The 25,873-nt window shown below is 37.5% G+C and carries 22 protein-coding genes; 10 read left to right on the top strand and 12 right to left on the bottom strand.

Annotation, left to right across the window (positions count from 1 at the left end; all coding sequences use genetic code 11):
• Nucleotides 1-38 precede the first annotated feature (38 nt).
• Nucleotides 39-1,430 carry an amidohydrolase family protein gene (locus ACFSKV_RS18745; RefSeq protein ID WP_380806338.1) on the bottom strand — a complete coding sequence of 464 codons (1,392 nt, stop codon included), beginning with the start codon at nt 1,428-1,430 and terminating at the stop codon, nt 39-41.
• Nucleotides 1,431-1,448: 18 nt separating this feature from the next.
• Complete coding sequence (gene gndA / locus ACFSKV_RS18740) at nt 1,449-3,356, bottom strand: NADP-dependent phosphogluconate dehydrogenase (RefSeq protein WP_380806336.1); 1,908 nt, start codon at nt 3,354-3,356, stop codon at nt 1,449-1,451.
• Between the two features lie 51 nt (nt 3,357-3,407).
• Between gndA and ACFSKV_RS18735 the strand changes: the two genes are divergently transcribed.
• The 5 genes from ACFSKV_RS18735 to ACFSKV_RS18715 all read left to right on the top strand — a co-directional run bounded on the left by ACFSKV_RS18735 (nt 3,408) and on the right by ACFSKV_RS18715 (nt 10,515).
• Complete coding sequence (locus tag ACFSKV_RS18735) at nt 3,408-4,862, top strand: DUF294 nucleotidyltransferase-like domain-containing protein (protein ID WP_380806333.1); 1,455 nt, start codon at nt 3,408-3,410, stop codon at nt 4,860-4,862.
• A gap of 261 nt (nt 4,863-5,123) precedes the next feature.
• On the top strand, nt 5,124-7,451 hold the full coding sequence (locus ACFSKV_RS18730) for a glucosamine-6-phosphate isomerase (RefSeq protein WP_380806330.1): 2,328 nt from the start codon (nt 5,124-5,126) through the stop codon (nt 7,449-7,451).
• Between the two features lie 86 nt (nt 7,452-7,537).
• Entirely contained in the window at nt 7,538-8,410 is an 873-nt protein-coding gene (locus ACFSKV_RS18725) for an ROK family protein (RefSeq protein WP_380806328.1), read from the top strand.
• A gap of 102 nt (nt 8,411-8,512) precedes the next feature.
• Nucleotides 8,513-9,880 (top strand): cystathionine beta-synthase, encoded by a 1,368-nt coding sequence (locus ACFSKV_RS18720; protein ID WP_380806325.1) that lies wholly within the window; start codon nt 8,513-8,515, stop codon nt 9,878-9,880.
• On the top strand, nt 9,877-10,515 hold the full coding sequence (locus tag ACFSKV_RS18715) for a DUF2189 domain-containing protein (protein WP_380806323.1): 639 nt from the start codon (nt 9,877-9,879) through the stop codon (nt 10,513-10,515). Before ACFSKV_RS18720 ends, ACFSKV_RS18715 begins: the two co-directional genes overlap by 4 nt.
• Here the strand turns inward: ACFSKV_RS18715 and ACFSKV_RS18710 are convergent.
• Genes ACFSKV_RS18710 through ACFSKV_RS18700 form a run of 3 tightly spaced genes read right to left on the bottom strand, consistent with a single transcriptional unit; the run spans nt 10,512 to nt 13,321 of the window.
• Complete coding sequence (locus ACFSKV_RS18710; protein WP_380806321.1) at nt 10,512-11,558, bottom strand: vWA domain-containing protein; 1,047 nt, start codon at nt 11,556-11,558, stop codon at nt 10,512-10,514. The genes ACFSKV_RS18715 and ACFSKV_RS18710 overlap by 4 nt on opposite strands.
• Nucleotides 11,545-12,450 carry a LapA family protein gene (locus ACFSKV_RS18705; protein WP_380806319.1) on the bottom strand — a complete coding sequence of 302 codons (906 nt, stop codon included), beginning with the start codon at nt 12,448-12,450 and terminating at the stop codon, nt 11,545-11,547. The genes ACFSKV_RS18710 and ACFSKV_RS18705 overlap by 14 nt, the downstream gene beginning before the upstream one ends.
• Nucleotides 12,443-13,321, bottom strand: coding sequence for a DUF58 domain-containing protein (locus tag ACFSKV_RS18700; protein WP_380806316.1), 879 nt, complete (start codon nt 13,319-13,321; stop codon nt 12,443-12,445). The genes ACFSKV_RS18705 and ACFSKV_RS18700 overlap by 8 nt, the downstream gene beginning before the upstream one ends.
• Before the next feature lie 175 nt (nt 13,322-13,496).
• Here ACFSKV_RS18700 and ACFSKV_RS18695 point away from each other — a divergent pair, with 175 nt between their 5' ends.
• Nucleotides 13,497-13,835, top strand: coding sequence for a DUF4296 domain-containing protein (locus ACFSKV_RS18695; protein ID WP_380806313.1), 339 nt, complete (start codon nt 13,497-13,499; stop codon nt 13,833-13,835).
• 6 nt (nt 13,836-13,841) lie between these two features.
• The gene (locus ACFSKV_RS18690; RefSeq protein ID WP_380806441.1) at nt 13,842-16,229 is read left to right on the top strand and encodes an endonuclease MutS2; all 2,388 of its coding nucleotides are present in this window, start codon (nt 13,842-13,844) and stop codon (nt 16,227-16,229) included.
• A gap of 49 nt (nt 16,230-16,278) precedes the next feature.
• Here the strand turns inward: ACFSKV_RS18690 and ACFSKV_RS18685 are convergent, their stop codons facing one another.
• The 6 genes from ACFSKV_RS18685 to ACFSKV_RS18660 are packed head-to-tail and all read right to left on the bottom strand — an operon-like array spanning nt 16,279 to nt 21,942.
• Nucleotides 16,279-16,761, bottom strand: coding sequence for a hypothetical protein (locus tag ACFSKV_RS18685; RefSeq protein WP_380806310.1), 483 nt, complete (start codon nt 16,759-16,761; stop codon nt 16,279-16,281).
• Nucleotides 16,762-16,811: 50 nt separating this feature from the next.
• On the bottom strand, nt 16,812-17,447 hold the full coding sequence (locus ACFSKV_RS18680) for an ABC transporter ATP-binding protein (protein WP_380806306.1): 636 nt from the start codon (nt 17,445-17,447) through the stop codon (nt 16,812-16,814).
• Between the two features lie 2 nt (nt 17,448-17,449).
• The gene (gene lpxA / locus ACFSKV_RS18675; protein ID WP_380806304.1) at nt 17,450-18,229 is read right to left on the bottom strand and encodes an acyl-ACP--UDP-N-acetylglucosamine O-acyltransferase; all 780 of its coding nucleotides are present in this window, start codon (nt 18,227-18,229) and stop codon (nt 17,450-17,452) included.
• Nucleotides 18,226-19,620, bottom strand: a complete 1,395-nt coding sequence (locus ACFSKV_RS18670) for a bifunctional UDP-3-O-[3-hydroxymyristoyl] N-acetylglucosamine deacetylase/3-hydroxyacyl-ACP dehydratase (RefSeq protein ID WP_380806301.1) — start codon at nt 19,618-19,620, stop codon at nt 18,226-18,228. Before ACFSKV_RS18670 ends, lpxA begins: the two co-directional genes overlap by 4 nt.
• A gap of 38 nt (nt 19,621-19,658) precedes the next feature.
• Nucleotides 19,659-20,681, bottom strand: a complete 1,023-nt coding sequence (gene lpxD / locus ACFSKV_RS18665) for a UDP-3-O-(3-hydroxymyristoyl)glucosamine N-acyltransferase (RefSeq protein ID WP_380806299.1) — start codon at nt 20,679-20,681, stop codon at nt 19,659-19,661.
• 22 nt (nt 20,682-20,703) lie between these two features.
• Nucleotides 20,704-21,942, bottom strand: a complete 1,239-nt coding sequence (locus ACFSKV_RS18660; RefSeq protein WP_380806296.1) for an HD domain-containing protein — start codon at nt 21,940-21,942, stop codon at nt 20,704-20,706.
• A 51-nt stretch (nt 21,943-21,993) separates the two neighbouring features.
• Between ACFSKV_RS18660 and porX the strand changes: the two genes are divergently transcribed.
• The 3 genes from porX to ACFSKV_RS18645 are packed head-to-tail and all read left to right on the top strand — an operon-like array spanning nt 21,994 to nt 25,198.
• Complete coding sequence (porX, locus tag ACFSKV_RS18655) at nt 21,994-23,553, top strand: T9SS response regulator signal transducer PorX (RefSeq protein ID WP_380806294.1); 1,560 nt, start codon at nt 21,994-21,996, stop codon at nt 23,551-23,553.
• Nucleotides 23,554-23,559: 6 nt separating this feature from the next.
• The gene (tsaE, locus tag ACFSKV_RS18650) at nt 23,560-24,003 is read left to right on the top strand and encodes a tRNA (adenosine(37)-N6)-threonylcarbamoyltransferase complex ATPase subunit type 1 TsaE (RefSeq protein ID WP_380806292.1); all 444 of its coding nucleotides are present in this window, start codon (nt 23,560-23,562) and stop codon (nt 24,001-24,003) included.
• Nucleotides 23,996-25,198 (top strand): alanine dehydrogenase, encoded by a 1,203-nt coding sequence (locus tag ACFSKV_RS18645; RefSeq protein ID WP_380806290.1) that lies wholly within the window; start codon nt 23,996-23,998, stop codon nt 25,196-25,198. Before tsaE ends, ACFSKV_RS18645 begins: the two co-directional genes overlap by 8 nt.
• Here the strand turns inward: ACFSKV_RS18645 and ACFSKV_RS18640 are convergent.
• Nucleotides 25,195-25,671: a response regulator gene (locus tag ACFSKV_RS18640; RefSeq protein WP_380806287.1), complete on the bottom strand. Its 477-nt coding sequence runs from the start codon at nt 25,669-25,671 to the stop codon at nt 25,195-25,197. The genes ACFSKV_RS18645 and ACFSKV_RS18640 overlap by 4 nt on opposite strands.
• Nucleotides 25,672-25,873 lie beyond the last annotated feature (202 nt).

Here is a 25,873-nt window from a genome sequence, read left to right as displayed (position 1 = left end):
TTAATTAGGTTATTAAAAAAAGCCCGTTAGGGCTTTTTTTATTTTCTAAGATTTTTTATTTCAATTCTCTTGAGTTCTTCATCCAATTTTTCTTTTCCAATCCATTTTCCCCTGACCATGACCCCTTGGATATTTTTTAATTGGTTCAGGTCTGTCAGCGGATTTCCCGAAATTAGGACAAAATCAGCAGCGGCACCTTTTTTGATTATTCCGAACTCGCCATCCATCTCAAAATATTTTGCAACATTAGAAGATCCGGATTTTAGGATTTCAAATGGCGGAATTCCTGCTTCATGCATGGATTTGATTTCATTGTGGATGGAAAACCCGGGAACATTGAAAACCTGAGGGGAATCAGAACTTAAAATTATTGGAACCCCACCTTCATATAAGGTTTTCAGTAAATGCTTTCTGAACTCCAAGTATGGTTTTACATTTTCTTCTTTTAATACACCTTGATTTTCAAGAAGTTTTTTCTGATTCACCCATTGTTGAACCTGTACCCCGGGCATGTATTTCATTTCAGGTTCCAACCTGAATTCATCTGCTGGAATATATCCGAAAAATCGTTCAAACAATGTCAGTGTGGGTGCAATCCAAGCTTTTCTATCTAAAGTTAACTGTAATAATTCAGGTAATTTTGAGAGGTCTGCTTCTTTTACCAATAGCATACTGAAAGGACCTGCTATTTGGGGATCCAGCTTGGATTTATCCTCAATTAGGGCCTCAATATAGCCATCCATATGTTCCACAGACCTATAGCCATAATTCAGGGAGTTCTGCAAACCAACATCAAGGGATACATGGCCTCCAAATTTAATGTTGACATCTTTGGCGGCGGATGCAATTGCCACATATCGTGGCATATCTAATCCTGGGTGAAGTTTGAGGTGGTCAAATCCGGCTTTTTGCTGATCTCTGACCATTTTTTCGCCCATTTCAGGACTTTCCACGGTATTTCCGTTAAGTGAGGGGCCTGCAGCAAAAATTCTTGGGCCGATGATTTCTCCTGAAGCTATTTTCTTTTTTAGTTCCAAATGGGAGGCATGTCCGATCATTCCTCTTACATTAAGTATCCCATTGGCCAAATAGAGCCACATCACATCCTGTACATACGAAAAGTCTTCAGTTTCAGTGATTGGGATATGGGAGTGCATTTCAGCCAGTCCAGGGTAGGCATAAGCACCTTTTCCATCTATAATCTGTATATTCTGGTCTTTAGGATAGGTTTCACCTGAAGGTATCAGTTCAATAATTTTCCCATTCCGGACATGAATGTTTTGGTTTTGAATAAACTCCTTTTTCTCCATGTCCAAAACATGGATGTTGCTTACAATGTATTCCTGAGCAATGCCATCAGTTATAGCCAAAGCTATCCATAAGGATAGTAGAATGATGTGTTTGATGTTCAATGTTTTGAAATATTTCATATAAGTATAGGGTGAATTTCACTTTTTGTAAAACAGCCATTCGGTATGTTGTGATTTCTTTTCTGGGTCATCTCTGCGAATATAGGTATGCGCCCCGAAATAATCCCTTTGAGCCTGGATGATATTGGCTGAAGAATCTTCAATAATCTTTCCAAAGAAATAATTGGCTGCAGCGGACATGACAGGCATGGCGAAGTCATGCTGTAATCCCAACCCAACAATATAAGCCAGGTCAGATTTCCATTCTTTGGCCCTTTGAATGATCTTTTTGTCTTTTAGGATTTGATCATTGTTTTTATAGAGGTCAACCAATTCCTCCATGAGCGTGGACCGTATAATACACCCGTTGGTCCATATCCTTGCTATTTCAGAAAAATCTAGTTCCCACTTGAAAATATCGGAAATCTCTTTCATCAGGTTGAACCCTGTTTCATGATTAATTATCCTCGTTAGGGCATAGGCTTTTTTCAAGTGGGATAAAATCAAAACTTTATCTTCTGCGAAAGCCCTAAATTGATGGTTATAAAGTTTAGCTAACTCCGCTCTATTTGATTTTTTTGACGATAACTGCCTCGCTGTAACTGCCTCTGAGAGTGCGCTATAGGGGATATGGTTTTGAATGGCAGTAATTAAAGACCATCCCCCAGTACCCTTTTGTCCTGCTTCATCCAGGATCATGTCCACTAAAAACCCATCATTTTCTCTTACTTCCAGAATATCTGCAGTAATCTCCAGTAAGTAACTTTTAAGCCCTTCTTGCTGCCATTCCCGAAAAATATTCGCTATTTCCAACGGGTTAAGTTTAAGCCCCTTTCTCATAAGGTGAGTCACCTCTGCAATGGTCTGCATTTCCCCATATTCTATGCTGTTATGGACCATTTTAATGAAATGCCCAGACCCTTGGGAGCCAACATAAGTTACACAGGCTTTACCTTGTTTATCCTTTGCAGCAATTTTTTTCAAATAAGGAGATATCAATCCATAGGCATTTGAGTTGCCTCCTGGCATTAGGGAAGGGCCATTTCTTGCACCTTCTTCTCCTCCAGAAACTCCCATGGGTATAAAATGAATTCCTTTTGCTTCTAAAATCACGGACCGACGATTGGAATCTTCGAAAAAAGAATTCCCTCCATCTATTATGATGTCGCCTGGGTTTATTAAAGAAAGAAGCTGATCGATTTGGACGTCTATGGCAGCTCCGGCTGGAATCATCAGTAGAATTTTTCGAGGATGTTGCAGGTTGGACAAAAATGAATGGATATCATCAAAACCTTTTAGTAATGGAAACTCTTTATGGTCTGCAGCAAAAGTTGTCGCTATTTTTTCTTCTTTACCTGACACAAACCTGTTGTAAACTGCAACGGGGACACCATTTTCTGCCATATTCAGGGCAAGACTTTTTCCCATCACTCCCATTCCAATGATGCCAAAATGTGCAGGTATATTCAATGAATCAAAATATTGAAAAATTTTATCCACTAAGCCCTCGGGAGTATCGGATACATCTAAATGAAAACCATATTCAGGTTCTTCCCAGGTCTCCAACTGGGAAGTCAGCAATCCCGGGTTCATATAATGGTTTTTTCTATTGAGTAACCTTTCTTCTAACAAAGGTTTTTCCCCTTTGAGGTGTATCCAAATTATTCCGGGTACAGATTGAAGGATTTGACGGTAATTTTCCTTTAGCGCTGAACAGGCCAAAATTGCCCCGCCATGATTTTCCCATCCTGATATTTTTTCTGCCAAAGTTTTTAACCATGGCATCCGATCGTGGTCATCTAAGGGAATTCCTTGCGTCATTTTTTCGACGTTGGCTTTAGGATGGAAATCATCTGCGTCAAAAAACGGTAAATGCGTCTTTTTTGACAAAAGGGAACCTATGGTAGTTTTTCCACTTCCCGAAACACCTGTAATTATGAATATCATAATCGAAGTTAAGAAAATTAATTATTTTCACCTTGTTAATATTTAATTGTTATGGAGTTTCCATCAGGCTTTGATTCAGACCATTTTTACTCAAAAAAAGTAGGGGACTTACATTATCGTGGCCTATTTATTTGCAGCGGAGAAACCCCTGTTTTTAAAATAGCTTCCTTGATGGCCAAGGAAAAGATTTCCTGCCTATTTATTGGAGATCCAGAAATTAAAGGTTTTGTCACTGACATTACCCTTAGGGATAAGGTATTGGCAAAAAATCTATCGCCTTCCATACAAGTGAGGGAAATAATGGACAAAAATATATACGCTATCAATAAAGATTCCTATCTATATGAGGCGTTATTATTGATGTTCCAAACTAAAAGCAGATATCTTTTGGTAAGGGAAGGGGAAGAATTCGTGGGATGGCTGAGCCGTAATAAAATTCTGACTGAGCAATACCAGGGCCCATTTATTTTTATCCAGTCCGTTAAACAAGCCATTGATTTGGATGAATTGGTTCAAAAATGGAGAATTGTTCCCCAAATGGTTCACCAGTTAATTGAAAGGGGTGTTAGATCCGCGATAATCAACCAGATCATTACGACAATAAGTGATTCCATCACTTTGAGGATAATTGAAAATACTATAAAAGAATTAGGGGATCCCCCGGCCAAGTTTGTCTTCTTTGTTCTGGGATCTGAAGGAAGAGGGGAACAGACTTTGAAAACTGATCAGGACAATGCGATAATCTATGAAGATAAGGCCAATGAACAAAGAGAATTGGTGAGGTCCTATTTTCTGGAATTTGCAGATAGGGTGTCTTCCGCGCTGAATACCATAGGAATTGTTTTTTGTAAAGGTGGTTTTATGGCCAAGAACCCGAAATGGACACATTCATTATCCCATTGGAAAAGAAATTATGAAAGTTGGATACAGGATTCCGGTCCTGAACCTGTAATGAAATATTCAACATTTTTTGATTGCAGGGCAATTTATGGGGAATTCAGTCTTTTGGAAGAGTTGAAGGAGTTTATGGATATTCAGCTCCAGCACCCTACAGAGAAGTTTTTTCTTAACTTAGGGGTCAATGCCCTTCAATATGAACCCCCTCTTACTTTTTTGAAAAGAAATATCAAAACCTTTGATATAGATGGTGAGGCCCATTTCAACATAAAAAAAACCATGTCGCCTATTGTGGATCTGGCCAGAGTCTTTGCTTTGAAGCATAGGGTTTTCGAAACCAATACAGGTAAAAGAATAGAAAAACTGAGGGGACTAGGCGTTTTTACTGAGAAAGAAGCAAAGGAATTAAATCATGCTTATTATTATCTGATGGCCCTAAGGTTGGAAAAACAGGCGCTTCAAATTATCGAAAAGGGCCAAAACCCAGTAAATTATGTATCTGTTAAACAACTAACTAAAGTTCAATTGGTGACGTTAATAGAAATTTTCAAGGTCATTAAAGAATTTCAATTGAAAATTAAATTAGAATTCACTAAGAATATATTTTAATGAATTGAAAATATCTTTTTTAAATTTTTTATAAAAGTCTATGATTTTAAACAAAAGTTTTTTTATTTTGTATAAAAATAAACCCAAGTCGATTGATTAATTATCTGAAGGATGTTTTGTGTATAAAGTTGTGCACATTTGGGTTTATTTTTTAAGGTTGATATTACCTTATAAGTCTTGAATTAGGGTTGGTAAACGCTTCCTTTGATTTTGAAGTGGGCTACTTTCCGAAGAAATATAAACACTAAAAAAATCCATCTTATGCTCAGCAATTATCCACTTTCCGAAGTTGAAAAAGCATTCCTTGCAGAATCAGGCATTACCAAAATCAGTACAAAAATCCCTTATCTTACAGTGGATAACTTTCCAAAGTTGGGTTTAATTACTGCTTGCCGTTTTCTGGAATGGGCTTCAGAAAACCCAAAAGGCGTGATAAGTTTACCTACAGGTAAAACTCCGGAGTATTTCATCAAATGGAGTCAATATCTTTTGGAAAACTGGGATACCAAGAAGGGCAAAGAAATTCGTGAAAGGTATCATCTTGCCAACACCAAAAAACCGGTTTTAAAAGATTTGACATTTGTTCAAATTGATGAATTTTATCCGATTTCTTCAAAGCAGAACAATAGTTTTTACCACTATGTGAATAAATTCTATCTGGAAGGATTTGGTCTGAGCAAAGAAAATGCAATTCTGATCAACTCAGACGAAATTCCTCTGGCGAATGGAAAGCATTACAAAGATATTTTTCCGGATTTAAAAGTGGACCTTTCTTTGCGTTTCAGGGATCCTCAAAATGCCATGGAAAAGCTTCAGCAGGATTCCATTTATATGATCGATCAGTGGTGCGCAGAATACGAACAGAGGATAAGGGATTTGGGAGGAATAGGATTCTTTTTAGGAGGTATAGGTCCTGATGGACATATTGCATTCAATACCAGGGGATCCCATTTGTTTTCACCGACCCGATTAACAGAGACAAATTTTGAAACCCAGGCAGTTGCTGCAGGAGATTTGGGAGGTATTGAAGTATCTGCCAATAGATTGGTCATCACCATTGGATTAGAGACGATTACCTACAATCCTGAAGCTGTGGCCATAATTATCGCGGCAGGAGAGGCTAAGGCCCAAATTGTAAAAGACTCTTTAGAACAGCCTTTGAATAATGTTTATCCGGCAACGGCTTTGCAAAAACTTAAAAACGGACGATTTTATCTTACTAAAGGTGCTGCTGTTCGATTGACTGATTCAGTGGATAGCTACTATAAAAGCGGTGAGTGGACTTGGGAAAAAACAGAAAGGTCAGTCTTGGACTTATGTAAGAAGCTGAAGAAATATGGGCATAGACTTAAGTTGGATGACCTGAAAAATGACAAATATACCTCCATGATTCCCAATCTGTCTGAAGATACAGTTAACCTGGTGATGAAAAGTATGGTGGAAAAAATTAACAGAGGGACAGCAAAAGAAAAGAACCAGGTATTACTTCATACCGGTCCCCATCATGATGATATTTCTCTGGGTATATTGCCACATATCACGAACCAATTACAGGAAAATTCGAATGAGGCACATTTCTCTGTTCTGACCTCTGGATTTACTGCAGTAACCAATACTTTCGTAATTGATACTTTACTTCAAACTAAGAAATTATTGGACGAAGGGGAGATCCAAATGGTCAACTACGATGACTTTTTTGAGGTGGGTTACAAACTTAAAACAGATAAAGATGTCTATCACTACCTCACCAAGGTTGCAGCAGAGGATCCGGATGGAAGAATAAGGGGGCTTTGTCACAGGGTGGTCAGAGCATTGGTGATAATTTATGAAATTAAAAACAAGCAAAAACTCCGCGAGACCATTAATGATGTGATCAGCATTTTGCGAAATAGTTATGATGGGGAAAAGAACCCTTCAAAAATCCAGACCTTAAAAGGAATGATCAGGGAATTTGAGGAAGAACTTGTCTGGGCACACTTTGGGGTACAGGTCAAAAATGTACACCATTTGAGATTGGGATTTTATACTGGGGATATTTTCACCGAGCAACCGGACAAGAAGAGGGATGTAGAGCCAATTGTGGAATTGTTCCGTAAAGTTAACCCAACAAAAATCAGTTTAACATTGGATCCGGAGGGATCAGGACCTGATACCCATTACAAAGTATTACAGGCTACGGCTGAAGCAGTACGCCAATGGAGTGAAGAAAAGGATTTGAGTGAGTTGAGAATCATTGGGTATAGAAATGTTTGGTTCAAGTTTGAACCTCATGAAGCCAATGTCGTCATTCCGGTATCCCTGGGTGACATGTCAGTGATGGAAGATTCATTTGCCAACTGTTATCTTAGTCAGGTCAATGCATCTTTCCCAAGCTATTCCCACAATGGTAAATTCAGTACAGTAGCGAAAAGAATCTGGGTGAATCAGTTAAATGATGTACAACTCCTACTTGGTAAAAATTATTTTTACTTACATGATACGGCAAAAGTCAGATCCAGTCATGGGTTGATATTCTTTAAAGACATGAATGTGGAAGAATTTTTGGCTCATGCTAGGGAATTGGAAAAATCCATTGAGGGGATGATATAATAATCAAACCATTTAAATAAAGAAAAGAAGAGTGGAACTTTTTACATTCTTCTTTTCCTTTTTTCAAGCAAAAACCTTAAACCTGTATGCTCAAAGCCGATCGACCTATTTTGGGAATGGATATTGGAGGCACCAGTATCAAAGCCGGTGTATTGATTAATGGAAAACTCCTTGATATCCGGACTATATCAACACCCTCTTTGGAAAGTCAGGATATTATTCTTGAAACCATTGCTACTTTTATTGGCGAGTATTTACATCATGATTTTTTTGCAATAGGAATTGGGATACCAGGCTTGATTGATACAGATAATGGTATTGTTCTGAATCTTGAAAATATCCCTTCATTCAGAAAAGTTCATTTAAGGGATTTTCTGCAGAATAGATTTGGCAAACCTGTTTATATCAATAATGATGCGAATTGTTTTGCATTAGGGGAGTATAAATTTGGTGCAGCAAAAGTTTATAACCATGTGGTAGGGGTTACATTGGGAACTGGTCTAGGGGCAGGAATTATTGTGAACGGACATTTATATTGTGGTTTCAACTGTGCGGCAGGGGAATGGTGTTCGGCCCCGTATTTGGATCAGGATTTTGAATATTACTGCAGTAGTAAATTTTTTATTACCAAATATGGTGTTAAGCCTAAAACTTTATTTAAAAAAGCTACAGAAGGGGATTTAAAGGCATTGGAAGCATTTAGGGAATATGGCTTTCATTTGGGAGAATTGATCAAAAATATTCTATACGTATTAGCGCCGCAAGCTATAGTGTTGGGGGGATCAATAAGAAAGGCGTATCCATTTTTTAAAGAGAGTATGATAGGTAATATTGCTACTTTCAAATATCCTTCCATAAGTTCTAACCTAAAAATTCTTATTTCCGATTTGGATGAGACAGCAATTCACGGGGCTGTTGCCTTGGTGGATGAATATGCCATTCCTGTCAATTCAATTTAAATGCCATTACATTTCACGGAATAATATTTGGGAAATGCTTGGTATTATTCCTTTGACTTTGAAAATAATTGTAACTTGCGGGAAAAATTGACCCAAATAGTTATGATTTATAATTCCATCATTGAAACCATTGGTAATACTCCCCTTGTAAGGTTGAATAAGGTCAACAAGGGGATAAAAGGAGAAATTCTGGTTAAAGTTGAATATTTTAACCCGGGTAACTCCATGAAAGACCGAATGGCTGTCAAAATGATTGAAGATGCAGAAAATGAAGGTATTTTGAAGCCAGGAGGTACCATCATTGAGGGGACAAGTGGAAATACCGGAATGGGGCTTGCTTTAGCCGCTATTGCCAAGGGATATAAATGCATTTTTACAATGGCAGATAAACAGTCAAAAGAAAAAATTGACATCCTTAAGGCAGTTGGAGCGGAAGTGATTGTTTGTCCTACCAATGTCGCTCCTGAAGACCCGCGGTCTTATTATTCTGTCGCAAAAAAATTGAATAGTGATATTCCGAATTCTTTTTATCCCAATCAATATGACAATCTTTCCAATTCCCTGGCCCATTATGAGACGACAGGTCCTGAGATATGGAAAGATACAAAGGGTAAAATCACGCACTATGCGGCGGGTGTCGGAACGGGAGGATCCATGTGTGGTACAGCTAAATTCCTGAAAGAACAAAACCCAGAAATCATTACTGTGGGTATTGATACCTATGGCTCTGTATTTAAAAAATATAAGGAAACAGGGATTTTTGATGAAAATGAGATTTACCCTTACCTGACAGAGGGTATTGGCGAGGACATTCTACCGAAGAACGTTGATTTTTCTGTGATTGATCATTTCATAAAAGTGACCGATAAGGATGCAGCTGTGATGACAAGAAGGCTTTCGAGGGAGGAAGGTTTATTTGTGGGTTGGTCTTGTGGTTCTGCTGTCCATGGTGCATTGGAATACGCAAAAGAACATTTGGAAGAAGGGGACAGGATGGTAATCATACTTCCGGATCATGGAACAAGGTATTTAGGAAAAATCTATAATGATGATTGGATGCGAAACCATGGTTTCCTGGAAGACAAATCTTATGGTACCGCACGGGATATTATTGCTTCCAGAAATGGAAATTATAATCTGGTAGTTTCCCATAAATCAGATAAGGTGAAAGAGGCAATTGCTTTGATGAATAGCAGAAGTGTTTCCCAGATTCCTGTAATGGAAGACGGTCAAGTTGTCGGTAGTATTACAGACAATAAATTACTGAGCAAAATCATTGAAAACCCGGATTTAAAGGATGCCGATGTTGCATCGGTAATGGAGGATTCCATGAAGTTTGTCGCATTGGACAGTACTTTGGATGTATTGTCTTCTATGGTGGACAAGGAAAAGGCAGTTTTAGTCCGGGACGATAATCATCAGATCCATATTATCACCAAGCATGATATTTTGGAGGCAATCACCAAATGAGTCAATTAAAGTTAGAATCGATCAGGGCCAAAGGATACGATTTTGATATTCAAAACATCCTTGAAAGGGCCTGGAAAATGTTTTTGCACCAGCCCCTATTAAGTATGGCTTACAGCATGCTGATATTTTCTATTCAGCTATTATCCGTACTCTATTTAGGGGATATGGCTTTCCTGTTTGCTTTATTTTTAGCTCCTCCCTTTTACTCTGGGTTTTATTTAGCGGCCAACAAGATTTCAAGAGGGGAAACATTGGTTTACCCTGATTTTTTCAAAGGATTTAATTACTATTGGTCTGTTTTTGCAATATGGCTTATAGGACAAATAATAACAGCTATTGGGATTTTTGCTTTTATCCTACCAGGGATTTATCTTGTTGTAGCTTATAGTTTTTCCGTACTTATGGCCATTTTTGGTGGTTTTGATTTTTGGACTGCTTTGGAAGAAAGTAGAAAACTGATTACCGTTAGGTGGTGGAAGTTCCTTGTTTTCACACTCCTTTTGGTAATTATTAATCTCTTAGGCATTTTAACCTTAGGCTTGGGATTACTTATTTCTGTCCCTATAACATTTTATGCCACCTATTTAGTTTTTGAAGATATTACCAAAGAGGTGTTTGAAGAAGAAACAGCCTAATCCAATAAGAAATTATTGAAAAATGTACTTTTAAGCCCTAACCAGCAAAAGAAAAACAGTATTCCCCAGAAAAGATAAACCCTGTAATAATCAACAGTTTCTTTATACCTTGATTCAATTATTTCAGCTTTTTCCATGTTGTTAATTTGGTCAAAAATCTTCTCCAGTGCATTGTCTTCAGTTGCCCTGAAGAATTGTCCTCCTCCAATTTCGGCAATTTCCCTTAAGGTACTTTCGTCAAGGTAACTTTCTATCATTTGTGGTCTTCCAAAGAAATCAACACCATAGGGGACCATTCCATCTTTTCCAACAGCAATAGTATAAATTTTAATATCTAAAGCTGAAGCAAGTTGAGCGGCAAAAATAGGATCAACATTTCCTGCATTATTTTCCCCATCACTTAATAAAATCATCACTTTGGACTTGGATTCAGATTCTCTCATTCTGTTTGTTCCTGCAGCAAGGGCACTTCCAATAGCCGTCCCTTTGGCATCCATCATATTGAATGAAATGTCCTTAATCAGGTCTGAAAGCAGCGTATAATCTGTTGTCAGAGGAGCCAAAGAATAGGCCTCTCCTGAAAATATCACCATTCCAATTCTATCCCCAAAACGTCCATTGATAAATTCAATAGCCGTTTCTTTAGCTGCTTCCAGTCTATTAGGTTGGAAGTCCTGCAAATCCATAGACTCTGAAATGTCCATAACAATCATAATATCTATCCCTTCGGTGTATTGTTCCACCCTTTCATTGGTACGCTGAGGTCTTGCCAGAGCAATAACAATCATCCACATAGCCAAAAGAAAAAATAAACCAGGAATCAAACGTAAATAAGTCCACGGGTTACTTTGCGAAATACTTCCTGGAAGGGACAATTCCAAAACAGGATTTTTTAGGAATTTGATAAATTTCCTGAGGCTGAACAATAAAGGAAGAATCCAAATTAAATGCAGAGCCCAGAGATTCTCCCATTCATAACTTTTGAAAGTTTCAGGGGAAAACCAATAGAATGAAAAAAAATCAGCAATACTATTTGCGTTCATCTGTAGCTGTTATTTTTTGTTGGTAAGTGTCTGAACAGATGTTCCACAAATTCTGACAGGCTTTTGGGATATTATTTCCGGCCTTTCCAGCATATAATACCATTTCAATTTCCCTAAAATCTTTGATAATATCCTTGTTTTCAAGGAAATCAGATATTTCAATTGTCGTCCATTCCCTAAAAGGCTTAGCTTTTAAATGTTCCATGTAAGTCTTCCATAGTCCTAAAAGCTCATCTGCATGGTTCATATCCGGATGGGCCGCAAATTCCTCTTCGGCTTTTTTCCATTTTAAAGCGAATAGTTTATACTTTCTTTTCTCCAACCAAATTTCCCAACGTCTTTTGATTTTTTTTCCAAAAAAGAATAAAATTCCAAGCCCAATAAGTGCAAAGGAAAGAATGATGGCAATCATCAAAGGAAAATTGAACTCTGTTTCAATAGGCTGATAAATATTGTTATCCTTGAATGAAAGTTCATCAGGAATATTGTCAATTATCAACTTAAGAGCCAAAGATACCTCCAAGGGTCGGTGAACCAAACTGTCATATTTAAATACTTCATATACAGGAAGAGAAAAATTACTAATGGGATCAAGTGAAAAGTTGGAAACGAAATATACAGCACTGTCTAGTGTGACACCTTCTGAGGTGTTTGACATAAATGTTTTTTTCTCCAGTAGAACAAAAGGGGAGAAGTCATAGGTTGAATCCGGGAATATAATATTGCTGCCTTCTCCATATTGGACTTTTAAAACATATGCCACCCTTTCTCCCAGCATGGCCGAATCCTGTTGGAAATAACCTTCCACCTCAATTTTCCGATCCTGACCATGGACAGTTCCGATAAGATTGAACAGAAATAAATAAACAATATAAAATAATTTTTTATCCACGCTTCATCGTTCTATTTCGTTTCTTAAACAATTCTATCAAAGGTAACACGATATCCTCTTTGGTATTGATGTTTAAATAATTGATTTGATTTTTTTTGCAGATATCCTGCAAATGTGTTCTTTCGGTGGTAAAGGTTTCTGAAATTTTCTTGGAAAATGAACCAAAAGCAGTGTTCACCCAAGTAGTCCGCCCTTCTTCTTTATCATATATCGGGATAATCCCAAGTGAAGGCAGGATGGATTCTCTTGGATCAGTAATCTGAATAGCAACAAGATCATGTTTTTCGGCAAGGGCTTTGAACGGTCTTTCATAACCCTCATCTATAAAGTCGGAAATCACTATAATAATACTTCTCTTTTTGACAAGGTTCAAAGCAAAATTGAACATTTCCCTGAGGTTTGTTTTCAACGATTTGTTGTGGTGACCAAATATACCTTGTACAATTTTGACTCCTTGTTTAGGCCCTTTTCCAGGAAGAATTATTTTTTCTTTCTGATCAGAAAATGATATTAATCCAACCTGACTTCCTTCAAATACGGCTGCCAATGTTAATACTCCTGCAATTTCTTTACCAAGGTCAATTTTTTTTCTTCCTTTTTCCCCAATGTCCTGAGAACCTGATATATCCAACAGAAAATAAACTGACTGGTCTTTATCTTCTCGAAAGGTTTTTACGAAGGTTCCATGGCCTTTGGCTGAAACCTTCCACTCAATAGTTCTTACGTCATCTCCGTACTGATATGGACGTAGGTCATCAAATTCCAGACCTGCCCCCTTAAAAATGGACTGATAATCTCCTTGAAGGTGGTTGTTGGCCACTTTTCTGATCATGATTTCGTACTTGCGGAGTTTTTTGAGCAGTTGGTTCATCAGGTGTAATTTCAGGAGCCTAATTTAATGGACTCAAAGGAATAATAAAAAATGTATTTGATAGGCAGTCCTATCAAATTCAACAACCGCTTTTATTTAAGATATTTTAAGATTTCAGGTGTTTCTAATGCATGTGGAATCTACAAATTACATTTATAAGTAGTACTTTTGTAAAGTGAAAAAAACACTTGTATTTATCTTTATTTTACTCAATCTTTTTTCATGCGGGAGAGAAAAACTACCTCCGGGAATTTTAGATGAAGATAAAATGGTTGAGATACTGATTGATATTCATTTAGCTGAAGGCCTTGTCAGTACATTTCCTATTCATTATGATTCTTCCCGTGTACTTTATCCTTTATTTGAAAAAGAAGTCTTTAGAAAACATCAAATTCCTGATTCAGTTTTTAGGAATAGCTTTGAGTATTACATGAAAGACACCAAAATTATGGATAGGATGTATGCACGGACAATTGATTCCCTGCATGTTGTTGAAAAATCAGGAAATAAATAGTGCATGATGCTTTACCCAAAGAATCTGGAAGAAAAAATAAATTTCTTAAAAATAAGAGAATTGATCAAAGAGGAATGTACCAGTTCCTTGGGCCAAGATTTCGTTGAGAAAATGAGCTTCTCAAAAGAATCAAAACTGATCAACAGACTACTGGACCAAACCGAAGAGTTTAGAAAAATTATAGAATCAAGGGAGTTTTTTCCTTCTTCCAATTTCACCAATATTCATCCTTTTCTTGAAAAAGCTAAAATCGAAGGAACCTTTCTTTATGAGGATGAATTCCATGAAGTTAAGCTTGCATTATTTACATTGAGTAGATGCATTGAATTTTTCCTGGATCATGAACAGGAATACCCAAATTTATTTCAACTTCTCGGATTGGTCAACCTTAACAATGATCTTCTACGGGCCATTGAAAGGATAATTGATGAAAAAGGAAAAATAAGGAACAATGCATCCAAAGAGCTCTCATTGATAAGATCGCAGATTCTTTACGAGGAAAATAGGCTTAGAAAAGTCCTTGAAAGAATTTTTAAAGATGCCAGAGCAAAAGGTTTAACTCCCGATGATGCTTCTATTACCATTCGGTCAGGACGAATGGTTATCCCTGTATTGGCTGAGAATAAACGAAAAATAAAGGGCTTTATTCATGATGAGTCTTCGACAGGTCAGACTGTTTTTTTGGAACCGGCTGAAGTATTGGATATCAACAATGAGCTCAAGGACCTGGAGTACATGGAGCGAAGGGAAATCCAAAAGATTCTAACCCAGCTTACAGACCAATTAAGGCCATATATCCCTGAATTGAGGAAAGCTTTTCATTTTTTAGGAATGGTGGATTTTATCAGGGCAAAAGCAAGGTTTGCCATTAAAACGGGTTCCAATCGGCCCTTGATTGAAAAAACGCGGCAATTAAATTGGTTTAACGCCAAACATCCATTGTTGGATTTTGCCTTAAGACAACAGGGAAAAAAAATAGTTCCCCTCAATATCCAACTTGACCACAACAGAAGGCTACTGGTCATTTCAGGGCCGAATGCCGGTGGGAAATCAGTCACTCTTAAAACTGTTGCATTGATACAATATATGTTGCAGTGCGGCTTATTGGTTCCGCTTGATCCTCATTCTGTTTGTAGTGTTTTTGATAGTTTCTTCATAGACATTGGGGATGAGCAGAATATAGAAAATGACCTGAGTACTTACAGTTCTCATTTGTTGAGCATGAAGTATTTCACCCAATTTGCAGACAAAAAAACCATCTTATTTATCGATGAATTTGGAACCGGAACGGAACCCCAATTTGGAGGTGCCATTGCAGAGGGAATTTTGTTGGCCTTAAACAATACCGGGGCATATGGGATCATTACAACCCACTATGGTAATTTAAAGCAAGTAGCTTCAAAAAACCAAGGCTTGGTCAATGGGGCCATGCGTTATGATGTGGACAAACTAGAACCTTTATACCAATTGGAGATAGGTAAGCCCGGGAGTTCCTTTGCTTTAGAGATTGCTTCCAAAATTGGCATATCCAAGGATATAATTGGCTATGCCAAAGAGCATATTGGAGAGGAAAGAGTCAAATACGACAGGTTATTGACTAAGCTTGAAAATGAAAAGACCAAATATGAGCAAATGATTGCTGAAAATCTAAGAAAGGAGAGATTGCTCGAACAAAGGTTGAAAGAATATAATCAGCTTAAAGAAACTGTAGAGAAAAACCAAAAAAAGTACATACAAGAAGCAAAGGCTGAAGCGAAAGCATTGTTGGATCAAGTCAATAGGAAAATTGAGGCTTCGATAAGGGAAATCAAAGAAAGCAAGGCAGATAAAGAGGTTTCCAAAAGGGTCAGAGAGGAGATCGAAGACCTTAAAATTCAGGTTAAGCCCGAAAAAAAAGTAATTCATACTCCGGAAATGAAGGTTTTGGGAGGGGAAATTCAAGTAGGAGATTATGTCAGGTTGAAAGATAACGGAGCAATTGCCCAGGTGATCGCCTTAAAGAAAAAGGAGGCGGAAATCAGTATTGGTGATTTGAAGTCAACTGTGAAAAGCAATAGGTTGGAAAAAATCTCCTTAGGGGAAATGAAAAAAGAAAAAAAATCATTTGCAAAAAGAACAGGTTACGACACCAATTCAAAGATGTTGGATTTTTCGCCCAACCTGGATATCAGGGGAAAAAGGGGGGAGGAAGTCTTACCCATCGTCCAAAATTTTGTGGATGATGGCTATATGTTAGGTCTGAAAGACTTGAGAATTGTCCATGGTAAAGGAGACGGTATTCTCAGGGAAATCACAAGAAACCTACTGAAAGGTATGAACCAAGTGGCAAAAATTGAGGATGAACATGCAGATAGGGGTGGTTCTGGGGTTACATTGATCACCCTGAAAATGTAAAAAAAGGACCAATTGAACGTTTTTTTTGTATATCCCTAGCCCTTATTCATCATTGTTTTCGTTTTAAGTTGAAAACATAGTTTCCAGCAACTGCACCGGTGGCCGAAGTAGGCATCGGAATTGAAAACTGTAGTCTCAAATCATTTCCTGTTCTTGTGAAGGAAATTTCCTGTCCTGAAGCAGGAGCTGATCCGGAAAGAATTATTTTATCAACACTGGATCCTGCAAAGATCCAGTTACCACTTCCTTCAAACAGGCTATTGTTATTAAAAGTCTGATAGGTACGGCTGGTTTCATTTGCAGCAAAAATAATTTCAAAAGTTTGGTAAATATTGGTTTCGGAACGCCCATCCCTGATAACAGAACCACCTCCTGCCACGACCCAGGCTTGAGAAGATCCTCCGGTCAAGTCTTCTGTGGCAAGTTCCTCTGGGGTTTTTTGGGAAGGCGGATCGCTTGTTTTTTCTTCACAAGCGGATAAAAAAGCAAAAGATAAAGACAAAATGAGAATGTTAAAAAACAATTTTTTCATAAGAAATTAATATATAACCTGACTGTAAATTTAGTGATAAGAAAGAAAAATCAAAGTTTTTGAATTAGCTTATAATCTTCAAGGTGAATATGGTGTTTGCAAAAGTTGTACTCTTTGGAATCATTGGAACAGATCAAAATGGTTTTGTTTTTTCCAAATTCGCCGATCATTTCAAGATACCAATTACTGCCCTTCTCATCCAGATTAGAAGTTGGTTCATCCAATAGTACTAAGGGTACATCAGAAAACAGGCAAAGCCCCAACTTCAACCTTTGTTTCATCCCTGAGCTAAATTGATATATTGATTTATTCCTGTGCTCTTCAAGGTACATTTTGCGCATCATTCCCCCAAAATCAAGGTCATGGATGGGGTCTTTGAATTTGAAATGGAACTTTAATAATTCTGTTAAACTTAATTCTTCCGGTAATTCTAGATATGGGGCACTGATCACCAGGTATTTGAATATATCTGAAGCTGGAATCTCTTTCCCATTTAGGTTATATTCTATTTGTCCTTCTGTAAAAGGATTAATACCTGAAATACATTTCAATAAAGTGGATTTTCCTGACCCATTACTTCCGGTGATGGCAGATGTTGATCCGCTGGAAATGTTATAGTTTAGATTTTTAAAAATCCAATCATACTGGAAGCGTTTACCAAGGCCTTTCAGTTTGATTTCTATCATTATTAGCTGATATAACCTTTCATAACACCCCGCTCGGAAGATCTGATGAAATTTATGATTTCGTCTCTTTCTTTTGTTGCCGGTAAATTTATTTCTATTTCCTCCAGGGCACGGCTATTATTCAGGCTGTTAAGAAAAAGATATCTATAGACTTCCTGAATTAGACTTATGGTTTCACTTGAAAATCCTCGTCTTCTCAAGCCTAAACTGTTAACGCCAGCATAGCTTAGAGGCTCTCTAGCTGCTTTGGTATATGGGGGAACATCTTTTCTAACCAAAGAGCCTCCTGAAATCATAGCATGCATTCCAATTTTAACAAATTGGTGTATAGCACTGCTTCCACCTATAATTGCCCAATCATCAATCGACACATGTCCAGCCACCTGAACTGCATTGGCAATAATAACATTGTTTCCAACCATACAATCATGAGCAATGTGTACATAGGCCATCAACAAACAGTTACTTCCCACTTTAGTAGTCCTTTTGTCAATAGTTCCTCTACTGATGGTAACACATTCACGGATAGTTGTATTGTCACCTACCTCAACAGTTGAATCTTCACCTTGGAACTTTAAATCCTGTGGAATAGCTGATATCACTGCTCCGGGAAATATTTTACAATTTTTTCCAATTCTTGCTCCAGGATAAATGGTTACATTGGAACCAATCCAGGAGCCCTCTCCAATTTCCACATTTTCATGGATCATGGTAAATGGGTCTACATGAACACCGTTGCCAAGTAAGGCACTTTCGTGGATATGGGATAATTTACTTATCATAGTTCTTTTCTTACAATACTGGCGGTCATAACGGCTTCACAAACAAGGGTATTTCCCACAAAAGCTTCACCTTTCATTTTGGCAATACCTCTTCTGATCGGAGCCAATAATTCACATTTAAAAACCAAAGTATCACCAGGTAACACCATTTTTCTGAATTTGCAGTTTTCTATCCCCAGGAAGTAAGTCCAATAATTTTCTGGGTCCTGAACCGTGCTCAAAACCAATATCCCTCCTGTCTGCGCCATAGCTTCAACCTGTAGGACTCCTGGCATTACCGGATTATTTGGAAAGTGCCCCATGAAAAATGGTTCATTGATCGTTACATTCTTCACCCCAGCCACCACTGTATCATCTAGGTAAATAACTTTGTCCAGCAGTTGGAAAGGATATCTATGTGGCAATATATTACTAATTTGGCCAATATCCATTACAGGAGGAAGTTTTGGGTCATAGTGGGGGATATGGGTTGGTCCGATTTTTTCCCAAGCTCTTTTCAGTTTTTTTGCGAAAGCTACATTAGCGGCATGGCCGGGTCTTGCAGCCAAAATCTGTGCTTTTAAAGGTCTTCCTACCAAAGCTAGGTCACCCACTACATCCAATAGCTTATGCCTGGCAGGTTCATTTTTGTACCTAAGCTCTACATTATTCAAAATCCCTTCTTTCCTGACCTCAACCTTATCCTTATTGAACATTTTTGCCAGATTCTCCAATTCTGAATCCTCGACAATCCTGTCTACAACTACGATGGCATTGTTCAAGTCACCACCTTTGATCAGGTTTTGATTGTAAAGCATTTCCAATTCATGAAGAAAACAGAAAGTTCTGCAGGAAGCAATCTCAGATTTAAATTGACTGATGTTGGTGATAGAGGCGTGCTGACTTCCCAGTACCGGAGAATTATAATCCACCATGACAGTTATTCTATAGTCGTCCAGAGGAAGGGCTGCAAGTTCGACTTCCCTCGCAGGATCTCTGTATGTAATGCTTTCCGGCACTTCAAAAAACCTTCTTAAGGCATTTTGTTCTTCTACGCCGGCTTCTTCAAGGATATCGATAAATTGAATGGAAGACCCGTCCAAAATTGGTGGTTCCGGTCCATCAATCTGCATCAACACATTGTCTATTTCTAAACCAACAAGGGCGGCAAGTACATGTTCTACGGTAAAAACCCGGGCTCCACCTTGTTCCAAAGTTGTTCCTCTGGAAACATCCACTACATTGTCAACATCTGCATCAATTGTCGGCATCCCCTCAATATCGATTCTTTGGAATTTAAAACCATGATTTGGGGGAGCAGGTAAAAAGGTCAGGTTTGAAATTACACCTGTATGAAGCCCTACACCTGATACAGTTACTTGTTTTTTAATTGTATGTTGTTTTGCCCTCATCGGATTTCAATCAATTCTTTGGTAAATAGCCCACAAAGTTAAAGTTTTTTTTCCAGTTCTTTGATTCTATCCTGGAGTTGAGGCAAATTTTTAAATATGGAATAGGATTTCATAAAATCTTTAATGTCAAATCCGATCAGGCCAAATAGGGTTCTCCCCGAGACATCAATACTTCTAGAGATTCCTGTTTTCGCTCCGATAATAGTTTTATCTGCGATTTTTATATGTCCAACTATTCCTACCTGACCTGCGAGCACACAGTTTTTACCAATTTCAGTTGAACCGGAAATCCCTGTCTGAGAGGCGATAACGGTATTTTCACCAATAATTACATTATGGGCAATTTGCACTAAATTATCAATTTTCACCCCTCTTTTGATGATAGTACTTCCCATAGTGGCACAGTCAATAGTGGTGTTTGCGCCAATGCTGACATCATCTTCGATAATTACATTTCCGATTTGTGGAATAGCTTTGTAGGTTCCATCTTCCTGAGGAGCAAAGCCAAAACCATCTGATCCAATTACTGCACCAGGATGTATTTCACAATTATTTCCTATCACAGAATCGCTACAGATTTTTACACCGGGATGAATGATGGTGTTATCTCCAATTTTTACATTGTTTCCAATATAAGTATGAGGATGGATTTGGACATTTTTTCCAAGGGTACAGTTTTTCCCTATATAAGAGAACGCTCCTCGAAATCCTCCTTCACCTTGGATACTGTATTCCCCAAAAAACGAAGGTTGCTCAACACCAAAGCTACTTTTTTTTGTCATTTGGGAATAAGCTTCCAGTAATTGAGTAAAACCAGTATATGCATTTTTAACCCTAATTAAATTACAGGAAATGGGTTTTGCTGGAACAAAATCTTCAGAAACTATAACTGCTGTAGCTTTGGTTTCATAAATGAAGTTTTCATATTTTTCATTGGATAAAAAACTGATGCCACCTGGCTGACCTTCCTGAATTTTGTCTATTCGGCTGACCGTTTGGTTTCCATCACCTTCTACCTTTCCATGAATTAATCCTGCGATTTGGTTTAAATTGAATTCCATTTTTGAGATTAGGGATATGAGTTTACAAAATTATACTTTTAGCCTGGCATATATAATGCTTCTTTACAATTTTACTCATGGCTTTGATATTTGGTAAATCAGCCGCCTGTGCTACATCAATAATTTTGCCTTTTTTTGTCAAAATCAGAATTCTTTCTTTTGTCAAATAGGCGTGATTACTGATTGATCCATGGGTGAAGAAATAGTGGAAATCCCGTTCCGCTATGGATAATTTTTTAAGTAATTTCTTTTTGGAGCTTTCAATTTCGCTTTCACTGAATACCTCGTTTCTTAAATTTATTTTAAAAAGTTGTCTGGTCAAAAACATTTTGGAAATGTTTCTTAGAATATAGTCAGATTCATTTTTCCATAATTTTATGGCTCCCCAGATATCAAAATCATCCAGAGCTAGGAATTTTTGCAAAATCTCACTTGAATTTTGAAAATCATACAACCTGAAATCATGTTCTAAAAAATGAAGCAGTTCGTCTGTGGCTTTCAGGTTGCCCCTGCTTTGTTGAACTTCTTTGGCCCTCATGATTAAATTAATGAGCATTTTTTCAGCTGAAACAGTGGTTTTATGGAGATAAACCTGCCAATACATCAGTCTTCTGGCACTCAGGAAATTCTCAATACTGTAGAGACCCTTTTCTTCGACGACAAGTAGATCATTTTTAATATTCATCATTTTTATAATCCTATCGGCACCAATTGTTCCCTCAGAAACCCCTGTGAAAAAACAATCTCTTTGCAAGTAGTCCAACCGGTCGATGTCCAACTGACTAGCAACCAATTGATGGAAAAACTTTCTTTCGTATTGGTTCTTAAATATTCTTAATGCAAGTTCAAGTTGGCCTCCAAATTGTATGTTTAGTTCTTCGATGATTAAAAGGGATAAGGATTCATGGGGGATATTCTGCAAAAGGCTGAATTCCAAAGCATGGGAAAAAGGGCCATGTCCTACATCATGTAGAAGAATGGCAATTAATGCTGCTTCATATTCTTGATCAGAGATGTCATTTCCTTTATTTCGAAGGTTATCCAATGTTATACTCATCAGGTGCATTGCACCGATCGCATGATGAAAGCGGGTATGTAATGCACCGGGATAGACGAAGTCCGTTAAACCAAGTTGCTTGATACGTCGTAATCTTTGAAAGTAGGGATGGTCGATTATGGAAAAAATCAGTTCGCTCGGAATCGTAATAAATCCGTAAACCGGATCATTAATAATTTTGTGGCTTTTCAATGCCTTTGACATTTGATTGGTTTCAAAAGTAATTATAATTTTAAAAGAATTAAACTGAAAATTATGCAAAAATCTAAAATACTATGGGCGGATGATGAAATCGATTTGCTAAAACCCCATATTCTTTTTTTGACACAAAGAGGTTATGAAATTGTCACAGTCAATAGTGGTTTAGATGCCATCGATATGGTGGAGGAGCATAATTTTGATGTTATTTTTTTGGATGAAATGATGCCGGGCATGACGGGGCTTGAAACCCTGCAGCAGATTAAAAAACTCAAACCTCAAATTCCTGTTGTCATGATTACCAAAAGTGAGGAAGAGCATATCATGGATGATGCCATTGGGGGACAAATTGCGGATTATTTGATTAAACCAATCAATCCCAATCAAATTCTACTTTCGGTAAAAAAGATACTTCAGAATAAGCAGTTGATATCAGAGAAAACCAATCTTTCATACAGGCAGGATTTTATGAATATCAGTACCGCCTGTGATGAGGCCTCCAATTACCAGGATTGGACAGATATTTATAAAAGATTGACCTACTGGGAACTTGAAATAGACAAGACTGAGAACAAGAGCATGCAGGAAGTGCTTGATACCCAAAAAACTGAGGCAAATTCCAGTTTTGCCAAATTTATTAAGAACAATTATTTGGATTGGTTGAACGATGCCAAATCAGATGCACCTATTTTATCGCATAAACTCATGAAAACAAAGGTATTCCCTAATTTAAATACTGGGAAACCTTTGTTTTTTGTAGTAATTGATAATTTAAGGTTGGACCAATGGGAGGTAATCAGGCCTTTGATTACAGATTATTTTAACATAAAGGATGAGTCTTGTTACTTTAGTATTCTTCCTACTACTACGGCCTATGCAAGGAATGCACTTTTCAGCGGATTGATGCCATCAGAGATGGCCAGATTTCATCCAGAACTGTGGGAGGGGGAAGATACTGAAGAAGGAAAAAACAACAAGGAGGAAGAATTTTTAAGTGAAAACCTCCATAAAAACAGGCTCAATGTAAAATTCAGCTATCATAAGGTACTTCAAGCCTATCAAGGTAAAGCCGTATTGGATCATTTTCAAAACCTTCTTAACAATGATTTAAATGTACTGGTGTATAATTTTGTCGATATGATGTCACATGCCCGTACGGATATGAAAATGATAAGAGAGTTAGCCCCAAATGAATCTGCGTATAGGTCGTTGACAAAAAGCTGGTTTGAACATTCCACTCTTTTTGAGTTGTTCAAAAAGATCAATGATGCCCATGCTGAGGTGATCGTGACCACCGATCATGGAACAAAAAGGGTGAATAGACCCTATAAAATAGTGGGGGACAAAACAGTTACTACCAACTTAAGATACAAACAGGGAAAGAACCTGAATTATGAAAGCGGAAAGGTTTTTGAAGTTTTAAAACCCGAAGAAGCCAAACTTCCAAAATTTAATGTTTCCACCAGTTATGTATTTGCCGTGGAAGATTATTTCTTTGCATATCCAAACAATTACAATTATTATGTAAATTACTACAAAGATACTTTTCAACACGGAGGAGTATCTTTGGAAGAAATAATTGTTCCAATTGTGCATCTTGTTCCAAAGAATATTTGATTGGTTTTGAAAATTATCCAAAATGTAGGCATCCATCAGATCGATGAGGTGGCAAAAGAAATTATAGGTTATTGTACTGGGGAACATTTATGGGTATTCAAAGGAGATATGGGAGCTGGGAAGACAACTTTGATCAAAGCCATCGCCAAGTGTTTTGGAATTGGGGATTTGGTTTCAAGTCCTACCTTTTCCATTGTTAATGAGTATAGAAATTTTAAGAATGAAATATTTTATCATTTTGATTTTTACAGAATTGAGGATCCTAAGGAGGTTTTGGAAATCGGAATTGATGAATATTTAGATAGCGGTCATTTATGTTGGTTGGAGTGGGCTGAGAAAATCGCGGAATATTTACCCCTTGATTTTGCTTTAATCTCCATCAAGGTCGATGAAAGTGATTTAAGAACTATCACCTTAGAAAAGGTTGTAAACGGCAAGAGAAATGGTTGAGTTAACAGAAAGTATAGGGATTTATCCAAAAGAGTCATTGTCGAAGGTGAAAACTTCCAAAAATTCTCTGGCAATTGGAATTCCCAAAGAGACTGCTTTGCAGGAAAAACGTATTGTCCTGACTCCTGAGGCTGTTAGCTTATTGGTAAATAACGGTCAACAGGTAATTGTTGAGGCTAATGCAGGAGCAAAGTCTAAATTCAGCGATAAAGACTATTCAGATGCAGGAGCTAAAGTTGTTTATTCTGCCAAGGAGGCTTTTGAAGCCGATGTGATTTTAAAAGTTGAGCCTCCCAGCAATGAAGAAATTGAATTTATGAAACCCGGGTCCTGTTTGATTTCAGCATTACAATTGGGAAAGCAAAATTCAGAATTTATTCATGGCCTTAATAAAAAAAGGATTACAGCTGTAGCTTTTGAAAATCTGGAAGATAAAGTGGGTGGTATGCCTGTAGTTAGGGCGATGAGTGAAATTGCAGGGAGCACCGTCATGTTGATTGCAGCGGAATACCTGAGCAGTGTCAAAGATGGGAAAGGGTTGATTCTAGGGGGGATTACCGGTGTTCCTCCCACAGAAGTAGTTATTGTCGGTGCAGGAACAGTAGCGGAATATGCAGCAAGGACTGCTTTGGGCCTTGGGGCTAGTATAAAAATTTTTGATAATCATATCTACAAATTGAGGAGGATAAAACAATTATTAGGTCAACAAGTATACACCTCAACTATTGATAACTATACCTTGGGGCAGGCACTGAAGGAAGCAGACGTGGTGATCGGGGCTTTAAGGGCCGAAAAAGGTAAAAATAAGATTGTGGTCAGTGAAGAAATGGTGGCGGCCATGATGGATGGGAGTATTATAATCGATGTAAGTATAGATCAAGGAGGATGTATTGAGACCGCAGAAATGACCACTCATGATAATCCGACCTACCTCAAACATGGTGTGATACATTACTGTGTCCCCAATATTGCTTCAAGGGTAGCAAGAACAGCTTCTGCAGCTCTGAGCAATATTTTTACACCAATATTGCTTCAAATGGCAGATTTAAGAGGTGCTGAGGAAATGATTTTTAATTATAAATGGTTCATGAAAGGTGTTTATACCTACAGAGGTAGCTTGACCAATGCTTATTTGGCAAGGAAATTCTCAATGAACCATAAAGAATTGCAGCTGCTTTTGGCAGCAAGATATTAAGAAAGTTCAATTTGCTTGGAAAGCGTTTCTAATTGTTCCCTTGCTTCTTTTAGCTGCTTCTCTAAAAACTTGTTTTGTCTCCGCAAAAAATATGATTCATACGCATTTTCAATGATGTTTTTGAAATAAGCCTCATCCCAGGGTTTGGTCAAATAATGGTAAATGAGTTTTTTTTCAACTGCTTCTGTAACCAAGTGCATATCAGTGTAGGCTGTCAATAGGATGCGTATGGGCTCAGGATATTTAGAACTAATTGAGGTGAAAAAATTTAATCCTGTTTCAGATGGCATTCTTTGGTCTGCGATTATTATATCAACTTCATGATCGGTCAAAATTTTTCTGGCTTCATTGGCTGACCCGGCAAGAAAAAGATCAAAAATTTTCTTAAATGTAGATCGGAATGCCTGGAGATTAATTTCTTCATCGTCAACATATAAAATTTTAATCTTTCTTTGATTCATCTCAGACATCATTGGCTGCTTAATTTATAACGTAGTTGGTTGGGTGAATGTTGAATTTTGTTGGCAAATGAGCCATTTTTGATAACTATTAACCCAAATATCGAAATATTTATGAATTTGCATTATGATTTTTGGTTTTAATAAGACAATATCTTACTTGATACTTGATTTTCAGGAATATGGATTAATCATTTTTTCTTATTTCACAGGTTTA

Source organism: Shivajiella indica, from assembly GCF_042683085.1.
Lineage (GTDB): Bacteria > Bacteroidota > Bacteroidia > Cytophagales > Cyclobacteriaceae > Shivajiella > Shivajiella indica.
This window is presented reverse-complemented; position numbering and strand designations above follow the sequence as displayed.